This window comes from Streptomyces sp. NPDC002619, from assembly GCF_042889305.1.
Taxonomy (GTDB): Bacteria; Actinomycetota; Actinomycetes; order Streptomycetales; family Streptomycetaceae; genus Streptomyces.
The window spans coordinates 125,981-141,834 of sequence record NZ_JBIAQV010000019.1; the positions used below are offsets into that span (position 1 = coordinate 125,981).

Genomic DNA, 15,854 nt, shown 5'->3' on the forward strand with positions numbered 1-15,854 from the left:
TGCTCAACCTCCCATGCCCGAGCTGGTGTTCTTCTCCGGAACGATGGACTGCGGGAAGTCGACTTTGGCGCTTCAAATTGGGCACAACCGTTCGGCTCGCGGGCTGCAGGGTCTGATCTTCACGCGTGACGACCGTGCAGGGGAGGGGAAGTTGTCGTCTCGTCTGGGGTTGGTGACCGATGCGGTGGAGGCCGAGCCGGGTCTGGATCTGTACGGGTATGTGGTGGAGGAACTGTCGCGGGGTGGCAGGGTCGACTACGTGATCGTGGACGAGGCGCAGTTCCTGGCCCCCGAGCAGATCGATCAGCTCGCCCGGATCGTGGACGACCTTGAGCTGGACGTGTTCGCCTTCGGCATTACCACGGACTTCCGCACCCGGTTGTTCCCGGGCTCGCAGCGGCTGATCGAGTTGGCCGACCGGCTGGAGACCTTGCAGGTCGAGGCGATGTGCTGGTGCGGGGCGCGGGCCACGCACAACGCTCGGACGTTGGGCGGGGAGATGGTGGTCGAGGGGGAGCAGGTCGTGGTCGGTGACGTGGACCGGTCGGCCGGGGAGGTCGGTTACGAGGTGCTGTGCCGGCGTCATCACCGCAGGCGGATGACGAGCGCCGCGGCACGAGCGGCGGCGCTGTCGCCGGATGTCCTGCCGGTTGCATCGTCCTGACTGCGGCTCGGTCGGCGGCGCCCCGGCCCTTTTCGGTACATATGTCCGTCGGTGTCCGGGATCGTTCGGCCGTGTGCCGTGGCGAGGTTCGAGGTGCAGGAGAGTCGCTGCTGCTGTGTGGCGGGCCGATCGGTTGTGGGGGAGTGGTCCGAGGGGAGCCAACGGAGGCTCTTGGCCGCAGGTTCGAGTCCTGGGCAGGAGCCGCACACAAGGGCTGGTCGCGCCGCACGCCAGGTGGAGTGGGTGGCCGCCAGGAACAGCACCGGCAACGCGCCGGCGATCAGTACGCGGCGACCGGCCTGAGCGCCGCCACCTCCGTCCGCGCGTCGCGTTTCTCGTGTCTTGTCGACAACGGTCACTTGCTCTGCCGGCCGCCCGGGGCCTACTGCTGTCCAGACCTTTCGGTCGAGGCACGTACGCGGAGTGGCGGTCGCCTGCCGAGACAGGCGCCGTACTCCGCGCTCGTCAGCCGCCCCCGGACGGTGCACTGTGGAAGATGTGGGCTTCCGGCAGCGCATTGTTGGTCTGAGGCAGCCGTGGCAGTCGGGCCATGCGCTGTGCGTGATCCCGGTTGTGCTCATCGTGGTGATCACGGTGGTGGACATCCTGGTCCCGGCCGACGTACATCTCGGTCCGCTGCTGATCATCGCGTCGGCGATCAGCGCCTCGTTCGCCGGGCCCCTGCTGACCGGGGTGATCGAGGTCCTGGCCGTGGCGGCCCAGGCGTTCTTCGGGTGGCACTTCGGCGTGCTGTTCTCCCGGAACGTGATGGTGCAGGTCCTCGCCCTCGCGGTGCTCTCATCACTGATCGTGTTCTTCTGCGTGGTCCGCAAGCAACACAGACGCCGGCCGGCCCAGGTGCGGTCGGTCGCCGAGGCCGCTCAGCACGCGCTGCTGTGGCCGCTGCCGGACCGGCCGGGCCCAATGCAGGTTGCCTGCCTGTACCTGGCGGCCGAAGACGAGGCCCGGATCGGCGGCGACCTGTACGCCGCACCCCCGCTGGGGCTCGGCTCGGGCCCTGCCGACTGCACCCTCGACCTGTTTTCCTTCGAAGCCGGGGACACCCTCCTGCTCCACACCGACGGCGTGGTCGAAGCCCGCGATCAAGACGGCACCTTCTACCTTTTCACCGAACGCGCCGCCCAGTGGACCGACAACACTCCCGAGACCCTTCTCCACCTCCTACGGCGCGATCTGCTCGCCCCCACCGGAGGACGCCTCGACGACGACGCCGCCCTCATCGCCATCCGCCGCATGCACACCAGGCACGCGGGCCGCCACCACGGAAAGCCCGTGCCGCGCGCGAGCGAGCTGCGGAGTTGGAATCAGATGTGAAGCTCTTCGGTCGTCCCGCAGAGTCCGCCGCGCCGCTCGTGCCTGGCTCGGCCGCCGGTGAGAAGGGGCTGAAAACCGACGCCCTGGGGCTGTTCTCCTCCGTAGTCATCGGACTGGCTTCCGCCGCCCCGGCGTACAGCCTGGCGGCCACACTCGGCCTCATTGTGGCGGGGGTCGGGCTGCAGGCCCCGATCATCACGATGCTGGCCTTCATCCCCATGCTGCTGATCGCCTACGCCTACAAGGAGCTCAACACGAGCGACGCCGACTGCGGGACGGCCTTCACCTGGGCCACCCGCGCCTTCGGTCCGCGCACGGGCTGGATGGGCGGTTGGGGCATCATCGTCGCCGACGTCATCGTCATGGCGAACCTCGCAAAGATCGCCGGCATCTACGGCTTCCGGCTCCTGGGCTTCGACTCACTCGCGGACAGCAGGATGTGGACCACCGTCGCGGGCGTCATCTGGATCATCGTGACGACCGCGGTCTGCTACGTCGGCATCGAGGTCTCGGCCACCGTTCAGCGCTGGCTGCTGTGCACCGAGGTGGCGATGCTGGTGCTGTTCGCCGTCACGGCCCTGGTCAAGGCCTACGTCAGTCCGCCTCCGACCGCGATCCACGTCTCCGCCTCCTGGTTCAACCCCCTCCACGTGGACTCGGCCAGAGCACTGACCGGAGGCGTCCTCGCCGCCGTCTTCGTCTACTGGGGCTGGGACACCGCTGTCACCGTCAACGAGGAAACCGCCGACAGCACGCGCACCCCCGGGCGTGCGGCGGTCATCTCCACTGTGCTGCTGCTGATCGTCTACGGCCTGGTCTCCACCTCGGCGCAGGCGTTCGCCGGAGTCGGCGCCGAGGGCATCGGGCTGGGCAACACGAACAACTCCGGGGATGTGCTCTCGGGCCTGGGCAACGCCGTCTTCGGCAGCCAGGGCTCGGGCTGGTTCCTCAGCAAGCTGCTGATCTTCATGGTGCTGACCTCCGCGGTCGCCTCCACCCAGACCACGATCCTGCCCCTGGCCCGGACCGTCTTCTCCATGGCCGCGCACAAGGCCGTCCCTTCCCGCCTCGCCCGGGTCCACCGCAGATTCCTCACCCCGACCTGGTCGACCGTCGGAGTGGGCCTGGTCTCCATCGGCTTCCTCATCCTGCTGACGACGATCAGTCACAACGTCCTGACCGACTCCATCGAATCGGTCGGTCTCGCGATCTCGCTCTACTACGGCCTCACCGGCTTCGCCTGCGTCTGGTACTACCGCAAGGTGCTCACCCGCAGCTCCCGGGACTTCCTGTTCAAGGGACTGCTGCCGGGTCTGGGCGGGCTGATGATGTTCTACTTCTTCTACTACGCCGCCTTCGTCGTCTATGCCGACCCCGACTACGGCGCCACCTCCATCGACCTGCCCGTCATCGGACGGACGGGCGGAGTGACCGTCGTGGGGCTCGGAGCCCTGCTGCTCGGCGTCGTGCTGATGCTGATCACTACGCGTGGTTACGCCGCTGCCCTCAGGCTCCAACGAAGCCTGCTGCCCCGTAGCCTGCCGCCGCAGTCGGCTGTCGAGCCGGTGAGCCGCTATGTGCCCGCCGACAGCCGGTCCGGGGTCGGCGGTGACTGGTTCGATGTCATTCCGTTGTCGGGTTCCCGTGTCGGCCTGGTCGTCGGCGAGGTGCTCGGCCACGGATTGCACGCTGCCGCCACCATGGGACGTCTCCGTACGTGCGTCCGCGTCCTCGCCCGGCTGGACTTCCCTCCGGACGAGCTCCTCGCGCACCTGGACGACACGATCGGGCAGAACGCCAAGGAACGAGCGAGTGTGCACGGCGGGGGCAGCACCGGCTCCGAGGGTGCCGAGGCCCTCGGGGTGACCTGCCTGTACGCGGTGTACGACCCGGTGTCCGGGCTGTGCAGCATGGCGCGTGCGGGCCACTCGCCACCCGCTGTCGTGAGCCCGGACGACGGCGCCGTCACCTATCCGGAACTCCCGCCGGGCCCACCCCTGGGGTTGGGGGGCCCGCCCTTCCAGAGCGCAGAACTCCAGCTACCCGCGGGTAGCCTTATCGCCCTCTTCACCGACGGCCTTGTCCGAGCCTCCGACAATGACACCGACGTGGGGCTCGGCCTGCTCGCCGGCATTCTCGCCCAGCACCGGCTTCCCCTGGAGGAGCTCTGCGACCGTGCGGTGGCGACTCTGCTGCCCGGGCCCGTGGGCGATGACGCCGCCCTGCTCCTCGTACGCACGCAGATGCTCGATGGGCACCAGACGGCGGTGTGGGAGCTGGACGCCGACCCGGCAACGGTCGGCGACGCCCGTACGGCGGCCACGGTCCAACTGGCCGAGTGGGGGCTCGAAGACCTCTCGTTCACCACCGAACTGATCGTCAGCGAGCTGGTCACCAATGCCATCCGTCACGCAGCCGGACCGATCCATGTCCGGCTCATCCGCGACCGGAGCCTCATCTGCGAGGTCTCCGACACCGGGTACACCTCGCCCCACCTCCGCCACGCCGCCAGCGACGACGAGTGCGGCCGCGGCCTTTTCATCGTCGCCCAGATCACCGAGCACTGGGGAACGCGCTACACGCCCTCCGGCAAGACCATCTGGGCAGAGCAGGCCCTGTCGTGAAGGTTTGTTCGGCTGTTCAGCGAGCGGGGACCCAGCCAGTCAAGCGGTCCGTCACGCCTTGCAGGGCGAAGAAGCAGCCGCCTCCGGTGGAGCGGGCACCAACGGGCCCAGCAGGCGGAGGAGTTCCTTGGTGTCGGTGATGTCGGCCTCGGTGGTGGCCGGCCCGGTTCCGCTGCCGTGGTCGGCGGCGCCGGTGAGTTCCTGGTTCAGGGTGTTCTCGAGGATCTCGTGGGTGCGCAGCGGGAGGCCGTTCCGGTCGAAGTCCTGGTGGCGGAAGTCCTTCGTCAGCGCGGCGACGTCACCGACCGGCTGCTGGGCATGCGGGGCAAGCGAGGCGGCGTCCATCCGTTGATCTTCGCGTCGAAGTCGCCGAACGTGAAACGGTGTGCATTCCTCGGGGACCCCCATCTGTCCGAGCGGGACAGGGCCGGCTTCCGGCCTTGGCCGAGTGTCCGGCAGCGGTCAGGTGTTCGGCATCATCCCTGGCGCCGCACCCGAGCGGCCCCCGGCATCGGTGCGGGCGTCGGGACCGCCTCGAGCACCAGCACCGCGAGGTCGTCGTCGACCGGCCCGGTGTCGAAGTCGTGCGCCACCTGCCGTACGCGTTCCGCGACGGCCTTGGCGCCCAGCCCCACGCAGCCCCGCAGCAGCTCGGACAGGCCGTCGTCATCGTCCAACTGCCGGTTCCCGCTGCGGCGTTCGGTCACGCCGTCGGTAACGCAGAGCAGCGTCTCGCCCGGCGCGAGGTCGAAGGAGTTGGCGTGGAACTGGATGTCCTCGCCTATTCCGAGCAGCATCTGCGGGTCCGCTACGGGCGCCACCGAGCCGTCGACGGACAGCCGCAGCGGCAGCGGGTGCCCGGCGCTGGCGAGCGTGCAGTGCGCGCCGCCCGCGACCGGGTCGGGCTCCAGTTCCCCGTAGAGCAGGCTCAGGAAGCGGGGCCGGGCCTGCTCGCCGCTGAGCGCCTCGGCCTCAGCGCTCTCCTCCGCCATCGCGGCGTTCAGCCTGCCGAGCACCGATGTGACGCCGTGGCCCTCGCGTGCCAGCAGCCGCACCAGGTGCCGGGCCAGGCCGGTGACGGACATCGCCTCCGGGTCATGGCCGCACACGTCGCCGAGCAGGAAGCCCCAGCGGCCGTCTCCCATCGGGAACAGGTCGTAGAAGTCGCCGCCGACGGTCTGGCCCTGGCCGTGCGGCTCGTAGACGATTGCCGTGTCGACGCCCGGGATGCTGGCGAGGGAGGCGGGCAGCTGCCCGCGCTGGAGCGCCCGGCTGATGGTGGTCTGCCGGGTGTACCGGCGGGCCGTGACCACCGCCTGGGCGACACGCCGCGCCACGTCCTCCGCCAGCCGCACGGCGCCGTCCGTCATCTGCAGCAGCCCCGCCCGGCCGAGCAGCAGCACGCCGTGGCAGCGGCTGCCCGTGACCAGGGGGAAGGCGATCGCGGAGCCGCCCGCGCCGCCCGTGTCCGGGCCCTTCGGCCAGGGCCAGGGCCAGGGGATACCGGTCGTGCCGAGCCTGGCCGGCGGCGGTTCCTTCTCCAGCACGAGGCGTAGCGCCTCGATGCACCGTTCGTCCGCGTGCCAGACGCAGGAAAGCCGCATCCCGTCGTCCTCGGCGCACAGCCACACGCCGCACCAGTCGGCGAGCCTGGGCACCAGCAGCTGCCCGGCCAGAGCGGCGACCATGTCCTGGTCGAGCTGGCCGGCGAGGAGCTCGCTGACCTCGGCGAGGAACGACGGCCCTCCGCGGTCGACCCACTCGGCGGTGCCGTCGCGGTGGTCGTGCGGCGGGGCGTTCGCGAGGATCTCTTCGACGTGCGGCTCGCGGTGGGACGCCCCGTCGAAGGGGCCGCCGGCCGTCTCGGGCTCCTCGGCTGTGGTCTCCAGCCGGAACCACACGGTCTTCTGGGCGCGCTGGTACGTCACGCCCCACGATTCGGCCCGTGCGCCGACGACCTGGAGTCCATGGCCGTACCGCTCGCGCTGTGCGTCCTTCCCGCCGCGCACCGCGCGGGAGGGGTGGCGGTCCGCCACCTCGATGACGACCCCGACGGGCTCGTCCACGTCGAGGTGGGACGAGGCGGGCGGTCCGTTGCCCGCCTCCAGGCGGCAGACGACCTCGATCGTGGTACCGGCATGCACGACGGCGTTGGTGACGAGCTCGCTGACCAGCAGCACGGCGTCGTCGACGAGCCGGTCGGTGATCTTCGGTGAGGCGGGAACCGCCGGGTCGGTCCATTCGGCGAGCACGGCGCGCACGAACGAGCGTGCCGCGGAGGCCGCTGAGTCGTCGGCGGGCAGGGTCGTCCGCGAGACGAACTCACGCGGAGGAGAGGGCAACGACCCCACGGGCGTCTCCATGTCGTTCACAGTGACATAAACTCCAGCTATGTGACGTATTTTACGACAAAGCACTCATATGATCCGATTGCTGAGAGTGGGCTGCCATGACACTCGACCCGGCCCCGCCTCCCGCTTCCCCCTCCCTTCACTCCCCGGAACCCGCAGACCGGCCGGGCTCCGTCCCAGATGGACAGTGGGTGCGCACCGCCGAGCTGCGGCCGTTGCTCGCGGCTTTGAACTCATTGTGTGACGGCGATTTCACTTTCCGTGTGGAGGGTGTGCATGAAGGCGTCCTGGCCGAGATGGCGGGGGTGCTCAACCAGATCGGCGCGCGGAACGCGCATCTGGCCGCGGAGCTCCAGCGGGTGCGACGCGAGGTCGTGCGGCAGGGCAGACTGGACGAGCGGATCGCAGCGAGCCCGGGGCAGGGGGCATGGGCGACGAGCGTGGACGCGACGAACCAGCTCGTGGAGGCGTTGGTTGCTCCGGTCGCGAATGCGACGCGGGTGCTGGACGCGGTCGCGGCCGGTGATCTGACGCAGCGGGTGGATCTGCGCGACGGCAACCGCCAACTCCGCGGTGACCTGCGGCGCCTGGGGCGCGTGGTGAACCGGATGGTCGACCAACTGTCCCTGTTCACGGGCGAGGTGACCCGGGTCGCACGTGAGGTCGGGACCGAGGGGCGGCTCGGCGGACGGGCCAAGGTGCAGGGCCTGTCGGGCGACTGGCGTTACGTCACCGAGGCCGTCAATACCATGGCCGCGCGGTTGACGGCACAGGTGCGCGACATCGCGGTGGTGACGACGGCGGTGGCGCGCGGCGACCTGACCCAGCAGGTGACGGTCGAGGCGACGGGCGAGCTGCTGGAGCTGAAGCTCACCGTGAACACGATGGTGGACCAGCTTCGGGCGTTCGCGGACGAGGTCACGCGCGTCGCCCGTGAGGTCGGCACGGAAGGGAAACTGGGCGGACGTGCTCAGGTGCCCGGCGTCTCCGGGGTGTGGAAGGACCTCACCGACAATGCCAACTTCATGGCGTCGAACCTCACCTCGCAGGTCCGCAACATCGCCCAGGTGACCACCGCCGTCGCCAACGGCGATCTCAGCCAGAAGATCACCGTGGACGCCAGGGGCGAGATCCTGCAGCTCAAGAGCACCGTGAACACGATGGTCGACCAGCTGTTGGCGTTCGCGGACGAGGTCACGCGCGTTGCCCGTGAGGTCGGCACCGAGGGGCGGCTCGGCGGACGTGCTCAGGTCCGCGGCGTCTCCGGGGTGTGGAAGGACCTCACCGACAACGTCAACTTCATGGCCGACAACCTGACCTCGCAGGTCCGCAACATCGCCCAGGTCGCCACCGCCGTCGCACAGGGTGACCTCGGCAAGACGATCACGGTGGAGGCGAAGGGCGAGATCCTGGAGCTGAAATCGACGATCAACACGATGGTCGACCAGCTCTCGGCGTTCGCGGACGAGGTCACGCGCGTCGCCCGTGAGGTCGGCACCGAGGGGAACCTGGGCGGTCAGGCGCAGGTCCGCGGGGTCTCCGGGGTGTGGAAGGACCTCACCGACAACGTCAACTTCATGGCGCTGAACCTCACCTCGCAGGTCCGCAACATCGCGCAGGTGACCACGGCCGTCGCGAACGGCGACCTGTCGAAGAAGATCGATGTCGACGCCCGCGGCGAGATCCTGGAACTGAAGGACACCGTCAACACGATGGTCCAGCAACTGCGGGCCTTCGCGGACGAGGTCACGCGCGTCGCCCGTGAGGTCGGCACCGAGGGGCGGCTCGGCGGACGTGCTCAGGTCCGCGGGGTCTCCGGGGTGTGGAAGGACCTCACCGACAACGTCAACTTCATGGCCGACAACCTGACCTCGCAGGTCCGCAACATCGCCCAGGTCGCCACCTCCGTCGCGCAGGGCGATCTGTCGAAGAAGATCGACGTCGACGCGCGCGGCGAGATCCTGGAGCTGAAGACCACCATCAACACGATGGTCGACACGCTCTCCTCGTTCTCCTCCGAGGTCACCCGTGTCGCCCGCGAGGTCGGCAGCGAGGGGCAACTGGGCGGCCAGGCCCGCGTCGAGGGCGTCTACGGAACGTGGAAGCGGCTGACCACCAGCGTCAACGAACTCGCCTCGAACCTCACCTCCCAGGTCCGCGCGATCGCCGAGGTCGCCAGCGCCGTCACCCAGGGCGACATGTCCCGCGCCATCTCGGTCGAGGCACAGGGCGAGGTCGCCGAGCTGAAGAACAACGTCAACCTCATGGTGGCCAACCTCCGCGAGACCACCCGTGCCAAGGACTGGCTGGAGTCCAACCTCGCCCGCATCGCCGGCCTCATGCAGGGCCACCGCGATCTCGTCGAGGTCGCCGACCTGATCCTGAGCGAGCTGACGCCCCTGGTGAACGCGCAGTTCGGGGCGTTCTTCCTGACCGAGGCGGCCGCCAGGCCGGGCGAGGGGCTTCAGTTCATCGCCGGCTACGGCACCGACGCGGCCAGCGGGAGCGGCCCGCTGCTCGACTCCGGGACGCCGGGCCGCGGGCTGATCACCCAGGCCGCCCTGGAGAAGAAGCGCATCCTCATCGCCGATGTCCCCGCGGACTACATCACCATCAACTCCGGGCTCGGCGCCGCACTCCCGGCCAACGTCGTCATCCTGCCGATCCTCTTCGAGGACCAGGTACTCGGAGTGATCGAGCTGGCCTCGTTCAGTAGATTCAGCGACGTACACCTCGCCTTCATCGACCAGTTCGTCACCACCATCGGCGTCTCCATCAACACCATCATCGCCAACTCCCGTACCGAGTCGCTGCTCTCGGAGTCCCAACGCCTCACTACCGAGCTGCGCAAGCGCTCGGATGAGCTCCAGCGGTCCAACGCCGAGCTGGAAGAGAAGGCCGCCCTGCTGGCCACCTCCTCGCAGTACAAGTCCGAGTTCCTGGCCAACATGTCGCACGAGCTGCGCACCCCGCTCAACTCGCTGCTGATCCTTGCGCAGTTGCTCGCCGACAACCCGGACGGCCGGCTGTCCGACCAGGAGGTGCAGTTCGCGGCCACCATCCACCGTGCAGGCTCCGACCTGCTCCAGCTGATCAACGACATCCTCGACCTGTCGAAGATCGAGGCGGGCCGGATGGATGTGCGCCCGAAGGCCTTGCCGCTGGTCAAACTGCTGGAATACGTGCAGGCCACTTTTCGCCCGCTGACCATCGACAAAGGCCTGACCTTCGAGGTCACGGTCGGCGAGAACGTGCCGAGTGAGCTGCTCTCGGACGAGCAGCGCCTCCAGCAGGTCCTGCGCAACCTGCTGTCCAACGCGGTGAAGTTCACCTCGTCCGGCGGCGTGGAACTGCGCGTCGAGCGCGTGCCGGGAACGAAGTTCGAGGACCGGGCGCTGCGGAACGCCGAGACCGTCATCGCGTTCTCGGTCAAGGACACCGGCATCGGCATCCCGCCCGAGAAGCTTCCGGTGATCTTCGACGCGTTCCAACAGACCGACGGCACCACCAGCCGCAAGTACGGGGGCACCGGGCTCGGGCTGTCCATCAGCCGCGAGATCGCCGGGCTGCTCGGCGGCCGGATCGTCGCCGAGAGCGAACTGGGCATCGGATCCCGCTTCACCCTCTACGTTCCATCGCGCCACCCCGGCGTCACCCCCGGGCCCGACCCGGCGGCGCCGCGGACCACGGACGCCACCACCCCCGCTGCGCTCCTCGGACAGGCCGGACCGTCGTCGGCCGCTGCCGACTACGCGCCGAGCGGCGTCTTCGGCAGCGCGGACAGTCTGGTCGGCAGGGGAACTCCGGAGGCCGCCGACGGCCGCGACGACACCTGGCCGGAGACGACACGGCTCAAGGAGTGGCTGAGCGGGCGCCCCGGCCGCGTGCTGGCAGGACGCCGCATCCTCATCGTCGACGACGACATCCGGAACGTCTTCGCGCTCACACATGTGCTGGGCCGCGTCGGCATCACCGTGAAGTACGCCGAGAACGGCCGCGAAGGCATCGAGGTCCTCGACCGGTCTCCCGACATGTCGCTGGTCCTGATGGACATCATGATGCCGGAAATGGATGGATATGAGGCTATCCGGGTTATCCGGCACACGCCACGCCTCGCCGACCTGCCGATCATCGCGCTCACCGCCAAGGCCATGCCGGGCGACCGCGAGAAGGCGATCGACAGCGGCGCCTCCGACTACGTCCCCAAGCCCGTGGACGTGGACCGCCTGCTCACGGTCATCTGCGACCTGCTCGACCCACAGGACGCCCTCCCGGCACCGGAGCCAGGAACCGCGCAAGCACCACACACCATTGAGAAGGACGAAGAAATCCCGCCGAGGCAGAAGCCATGAGCCCGACCACACCCGAGAAGGCCAACATCCTGATCGTCGACGACATGGAGGAGAACCTGGTGGCGCTGGAGGCCGTACTCGGCTCACTCGACCAGCAGCTGGTACGCGCCCGCTCCGGAGAGGAGGCCCTCAAGGCGATGCTGCGCCAGGAGTTCGCGGTCGTGCTGCTCGATGTCCTGATGCCCGGAATGGATGGCTTCGAGACCGCCGCCAGCATCAAGCGCCTGGACCAGACCAAGGACGTTCCCATCATCCTTCTGACTGGGACCGACGCCGACACGGACTGCATCTACCGGGGATACGCGATCGGCGCCGCCGACTTCCTGACCAAACCCTTCGACCCGTGGCTGCTGCGCACCAAGGTCAACGTCTTCCTGGACCTGCACCGCAAGAACCGCCAGCTCGCCGCACAAGCGGAGCAGCTGCGGAAGCTGCTGGTCGGCGAGAGGACGCCCGCGGAATCGACGGGACCAGCGGGATCCCCGGAAGCCGTCGAATCCACGGGAGATGCCCTGGACAAGCCGCGAGGAGGGACCACAGGCACCGGTGCGGCGGCGGACAGCGGCGAGCGGCTGGCGGAGATCACCGAGCGGCTCGCCCAGATCGAGCTGCAACTGCGCGACGCCGAAGGAACCGAGTCAGCCGAGCTCGCCGACCGCATCGCCGGCCTGGAACGCGCCGTCGGCAGACTGCGGGTGCGCCGGGACACCTAACCTGCGTATGCAGGTACCTGCCGGGGCCTCGCCGCCGATCATGGTCCGGCCCCGGCCGGCTGCCGCGCAGGTCGGGCGCGGCGGCTTTGCGGGCGGGTCCCGCACGATCCGTGGGTGGGGGGCGGGAACTCTGGCCGTGCCGATCAGCAGGCCGGCGGCGCCGCCGCCGAAGACAGCGGCGGTGGCAACCCGCCGCAGTCTCATCACGTGGGGTCCGGTCGGACAATATGCCGAGCAGCCCGCCCACCCCGGCCAGTACGCCGACAACCCGATGCCTGGCGGCCATCCCGACAGCCATCCGTACGGCGATCACCAGAGCGTGGCCCCTCTGGGACAGGGCAGCGGACCGCCACCCGATCGGGCGAGCTCGGTGAGCCAGGGCGGAACCCGCGGCGGGCGACGCGCTGTGGCTCCGATCCTCACGACCACCTCCGACGGGCGCCCGCGCCACGCACAACGCGCGCACGATAGGGGACGAAATGGTCGTCGAGGGTGCCCAGGTGGTCGTCGGCGACGTCAACCAGTCGGCGGACGAGGTCGGTTACGAGGTGCTGTGCCGCCACCACCGGCGTCGTATGACGGCCGCCTCGGCCCGGACGCCCTTCCCGTGTCGCCTTCCTGAGGCTCAGTGCGGGCTCTGGATCACGGAGAAGATCGCGCCCTCCGGGTCCGAGACCGTGGCGACCCGCCCGTGTGCGCTGTCGCGGGCCGGTTTCAGGACATGGCCGCCGAGGTCCCGGAGCCGCCCCAGCGTCTCGTCCGTGTCGTCGACCTCGAAGTACGTCAGCCAGTGCGGGCCACGGTCGCGGGGCAGCGCATGTCCGACGCCGTGGATGCCGGCGACCGGGCGGCCCTCGATGTTCAGGGTCATGTAGTCGAAGTCGGCTGAAACCACCGGCTCCTCCTCGTAACCGAACAGCGTCTCGTAGAATTTGGTGACGCTCGCGGTCTCGAAGGTGAGCAGTTCGTTCCAGGCGGGCGTGCCGTGCACGCCGGTGACGACCGTGCCCGAGTGCGCGGCCGCCTGCCACAGGCCGAACACGGCGCCCGACGGATCGGACGCGATGGCGAGCCGTCCGGCGTCGTCCGCGGTCAGGGGGCCGACGCCCACCGTGCCGCCGCACAGCCGTACCGTGTCGGCCGTCCGGTCCACGTCGTCCGAGGCGAAGTACGGCGTCCACGCGATGGGCAGATGACGGTCCGGCGGCAGCTGCCCGATGCCGGCCACCTCCCGGCCGTCGAGCAGGGCGTGTACGTAGGGGCCGAGTTGTCGTGGTCCGGGCTCGAACTCCCAGCCGAACAGGGCGCCGTAGAACTCCTCGGTCGAGGCCAGGCCGTGCACCATGAGACTCACCCAGCAGGGGGTGCCGGGCGCGTTCCGGGCGTGCGCGTCACCGTTCGGTCCGGTCGACCCACGTGCCTCGGTCATCGTCACTCTCTCCCCGGCCCCTCACGGTGGCCGTGTCGCTTCCGCTCAACGCACCCGGTGTGCCGCAGCCGCGTGCACGCCCCGTGCCGATGCTCGCACCCTCCGTGGCGTCGTGGGCCACGGCCGCGCCGCCGAACGTGACCACCGACGCGAGGATGCCTGATCCGCCGTTTCTCACCCGTTTCCGGGTCCTTGCCGCCGGGTGTCCATCAGCTGCACAGCATGTGCTCGATCCCGTACACCTCGTGACCGAGGCCGTCCGGCCGAGCAGAGTAGTCGGACCTGGACGATGCGGCCACCCCTGACGTATTCATGGGAGCCATGAAAGCCATCATCACCGCAACCCGACTCGCGCATGACCTGAACGGGGACAACCCGCCCGTACTGCTCGACGTCCGCTGGCAGTTGAGCGTGGTCAAGGCGGCCGGCGCCCCCGATTTCGACGGCCGCGCTCAGTACGCGGCCGGGCACATCCCGGGCGCGGTCTTCGTCGACCTGGACAAGGAACTGGCCTCGGCCCCCGGCGAGCGCGGCCGGCATCCGCTGCCAGACCTGGCCGAATTCGGTACGGCGATGCGCCGCGCCGGAGTGACGGCCACCCGGCCCGTGGTCGTGTACGACGGCGGGCAGGGCTGGGCGGCGGCCCGCGCCTGGTGGCTGCTGCGCTGGACGGGGCACCCGGACGTGAGGGTCCTGGACGGCGGGCTGGCCGCGTGGGAGGGACCGCTGTCCACGGACGTACCCGCCCCGGCCGAGGGCGACTTCGAGCCGGTGCCGGGGGCGGTGGACCTGCTCGACGCGGAGGGCGCCGCCGCGCTGGCCCGCTCCGGAGTGCTGTTCGACGCCCGCGCGGGGGAGCGGTACCGGGGTGACGTCGAGCCCATCGACCGGGTCGGCGGGCACATTCCGGGCGCCGTGTCCGCGCCGACGAACGAGAACGTGGGACCGGACGGCCGGTTCCTGCCCGCCGAGGAACTGAGGGCACGCTTCACCGCTCTCGGCGCGTCGGGCGAGGCGGAGGTCGGCGTGTACTGCGGCTCGGGGGTCTCGGCCGCCCACGAGGTGCTGGCGCTCGCGGTCGCGGGCATTCCGGCCGCGCTGTACGTGGGTTCGTGGTCGGAGTGGTCCTCGGACCTGTCCCGTCCGGTCGCCGTCGGTCCGGACCCGCAGTAGCGAAAAATGGAGAGGGGGCTCGCTCAAGAGCCCCCTCTCCATACGGTCGTACGGCCGGCTAGTCCTGCTTCTTGCGCCGGGTCCCGAAGACGATCTCGTCCCAGCTCGGCACTGCCGCCCGGCGCCCGGGGCGCACCCCGTCGGCCTCGGCCTGTCGGTCGGTGGCGCCGACGAGACGGTCGCGGTGGCTGCCCACCGAGCGCGGCATGAGCACGTCCGCGTAGGCGGAACCGGCCGAGGCCGCCGGAGCGGGGGGTTCCTCCGCCGCGGGTTCGGCAGGGGGCTCCTCCACAGGCTCCGCCGGGCGCTCCGGGACCACCATGTCGCCCCGGAAACTCGGCACCGCCTCCAACAGGCTGGTCAGCGAGTCGCGTTCGCCCGTGCTCTCCTCGGCGGGCTCGGACGCCTGGGCCGGCAGGCTCAGCCGCTCCCGCTCCAGCCCACGGTCGAGGGCGCGCTCACGCGGCAGCCGGGCGATGCGCGGCACGAACGGAAAGCTCGGCTCCGGTACGGAGAGGTCGTCGGACTCGCCGATCAGCGAGCGCGCCTCGTCGTCGACGGCCTGGACCAGTCGCCGCGGCGGGTCGTACGTCCAACTCGCCGAGTGCGGTTCGCCTGCGACCCGGTAGACGAGCAGGACCTCCCAGGTGCCGTCGTCGCGACGCCACGAGTCCCACTGCACGGTGTCCTTCTCGGCGCCGCGCAGCACCAACCGCTCCTGGACGGACTCGCCGAGGAGCGGACCGGAGTTCTCGCCGGGCCTGCGGACCGGGGTCTTGCGGGCCCGCTCCGCCATGAAGGCGCGCTCGGCCAGCACCGGACCCTCGAAGCGCCGCACGCGGTCGACGGGGATGCCGGCGAGTTGGGCGACCTCTTCCGCGGTCGCACCGGCACGTATACGCGCCTGGATGTCGCGGGGGCGAAGATGGCTCTCCACCTCGATCTCGATCTGACCGAGACGGGGGCGGTCGCCGCGCACGGCGGCGCGCAGCCGCTCGTCGATCGGAAGGGTGTACTCCGTCGCGTCGGCAGCCTTCAGCACCAGCCGTGTGCCGTCATTCGAGACGGCCACGACACGCAGTTCGGGCATGGGGACCTCCCGGGTGGTGCCTGCCGACGTCACGTGCGTCGCTGCTTCCGCTAGTCGAGTGTGGCCTGCCCGGGTGCAGCCTGCCACAACCTTGCCGAGTTGCCCGGCGTGTCGGGCGTGGGC

At 69.9% G+C, this 15,854-nt stretch carries 10 protein-coding genes and 1 pseudogene; 7 read left to right on the forward strand and 4 right to left on the reverse strand.

Annotation, left to right across the window (positions count from 1 at the left end; translation table 11 throughout):
• The first annotated feature begins 13 nt into the window (after positions 1-13).
• The 3 genes from ACFYXB_RS27000 (at position 14) to ACFYXB_RS27010 (ending at position 4,623) form a co-directional block, all read left to right on the forward strand.
• Positions 14-664 (forward strand): thymidine kinase, encoded by a 651-nt coding sequence (locus ACFYXB_RS27000; RefSeq protein WP_351348293.1) that lies wholly within the window; start codon positions 14-16, stop codon positions 662-664.
• A 561-nt stretch (positions 665-1,225) separates the two neighbouring features.
• Complete coding sequence (locus tag ACFYXB_RS27005) at positions 1,226-1,999, forward strand: SpoIIE family protein phosphatase (RefSeq protein WP_389586705.1); 774 nt, start codon at positions 1,226-1,228, stop codon at positions 1,997-1,999.
• A complete protein-coding gene (locus tag ACFYXB_RS27010) occupies positions 1,996-4,623 on the forward strand; it encodes a SpoIIE family protein phosphatase (RefSeq protein ID WP_389586707.1) in 2,628 nt (875 codons plus the stop codon). Before ACFYXB_RS27005 ends, ACFYXB_RS27010 begins: the two co-directional genes overlap by 4 nt.
• 51 nt (positions 4,624-4,674) lie before the next feature.
• On the opposite strand, the gene ACFYXB_RS27015 is transcribed toward ACFYXB_RS27010, so the two are convergent.
• On the reverse strand, positions 4,675-4,968 hold the full coding sequence (locus tag ACFYXB_RS27015) for a hypothetical protein (RefSeq protein WP_389586708.1): 294 nt from the start codon (positions 4,966-4,968) through the stop codon (positions 4,675-4,677).
• A 131-nt stretch (positions 4,969-5,099) separates the two neighbouring features.
• Positions 5,100-6,986 carry a SpoIIE family protein phosphatase gene (locus ACFYXB_RS27020; protein WP_389586710.1) on the reverse strand — a complete coding sequence of 629 codons (1,887 nt, stop codon included), beginning with the start codon at positions 6,984-6,986 and terminating at the stop codon, positions 5,100-5,102.
• Positions 6,987-7,072: 86 nt separating this feature from the next.
• Here ACFYXB_RS27020 and ACFYXB_RS27025 point away from each other — a divergent pair, with 86 nt between their 5' ends.
• The 3 genes and pseudogenes from ACFYXB_RS27025 to ACFYXB_RS27035 form a co-directional block, all read left to right on the forward strand.
• A complete protein-coding gene (locus tag ACFYXB_RS27025) occupies positions 7,073-11,326 on the forward strand; it encodes a HAMP domain-containing protein (protein WP_389586712.1) in 4,254 nt (1,417 codons plus the stop codon).
• Positions 11,323-12,039 (forward strand): two-component system response regulator, encoded by a 717-nt coding sequence (locus tag ACFYXB_RS27030; protein ID WP_389586714.1) that lies wholly within the window; start codon positions 11,323-11,325, stop codon positions 12,037-12,039. Before ACFYXB_RS27025 ends, ACFYXB_RS27030 begins: the two co-directional genes overlap by 4 nt.
• A 437-nt stretch (positions 12,040-12,476) precedes the next feature.
• Positions 12,477-12,635: pseudogene (locus tag ACFYXB_RS27035) on the forward strand (thymidine kinase); the annotation flags it as partial.
• Between the two features lie 29 nt (positions 12,636-12,664).
• Here ACFYXB_RS27035 and ACFYXB_RS27040 read toward each other — a convergent pair.
• Entirely contained in the window at positions 12,665-13,468 is an 804-nt protein-coding gene (locus ACFYXB_RS27040; protein ID WP_389586716.1) for a VOC family protein, read from the reverse strand.
• Between the two features lie 321 nt (positions 13,469-13,789).
• On the opposite strand from ACFYXB_RS27040, the gene ACFYXB_RS27045 reads away from it, so the two are divergent.
• Positions 13,790-14,641, forward strand: coding sequence for a sulfurtransferase (locus ACFYXB_RS27045; protein ID WP_389586717.1), 852 nt, complete (start codon positions 13,790-13,792; stop codon positions 14,639-14,641).
• A gap of 58 nt (positions 14,642-14,699) precedes the next feature.
• Here ACFYXB_RS27045 and sepH read toward each other — a convergent pair whose 3' ends face one another.
• Entirely contained in the window at positions 14,700-15,731 is a 1,032-nt protein-coding gene (sepH, locus tag ACFYXB_RS27050) for a septation protein SepH (protein WP_389586719.1), read from the reverse strand.
• Between the last annotated feature and the right edge of the window lie 123 nt (positions 15,732-15,854).

Coding starts and splice junctions, on each gene's coding strand:
- ACFYXB_RS27000 (WP_351348293.1), top strand. CDS start 14: ATGCCCGAGCTGGTGTTCTTCTCCGGAACGATGGACTGCGGGAAGTCG.
- ACFYXB_RS27015 (WP_389586708.1), bottom strand. CDS start 4,968: ATGGACGCCGCCTCGCTTGCCCCGCATGCCCAGCAGCCGGTCGGTGAC.
- ACFYXB_RS27020 (WP_389586710.1), bottom strand. CDS start 6,986: ATGGAGACGCCCGTGGGGTCGTTGCCCTCTCCTCCGCGTGAGTTCGTC.
- ACFYXB_RS27025 (WP_389586712.1), top strand. CDS start 7,073: ATGACACTCGACCCGGCCCCGCCTCCCGCTTCCCCCTCCCTTCACTCC.
- ACFYXB_RS27030 (WP_389586714.1), top strand. CDS start 11,323: ATGAGCCCGACCACACCCGAGAAGGCCAACATCCTGATCGTCGACGAC.
- ACFYXB_RS27040 (WP_389586716.1), bottom strand. CDS start 13,468: ATGACCGAGGCACGTGGGTCGACCGGACCGAACGGTGACGCGCACGCC.
- ACFYXB_RS27045 (WP_389586717.1), top strand. CDS start 13,790: ATGAAAGCCATCATCACCGCAACCCGACTCGCGCATGACCTGAACGGG.
- sepH (WP_389586719.1), bottom strand. CDS start 15,731: ATGCCCGAACTGCGTGTCGTGGCCGTCTCGAATGACGGCACACGGCTG.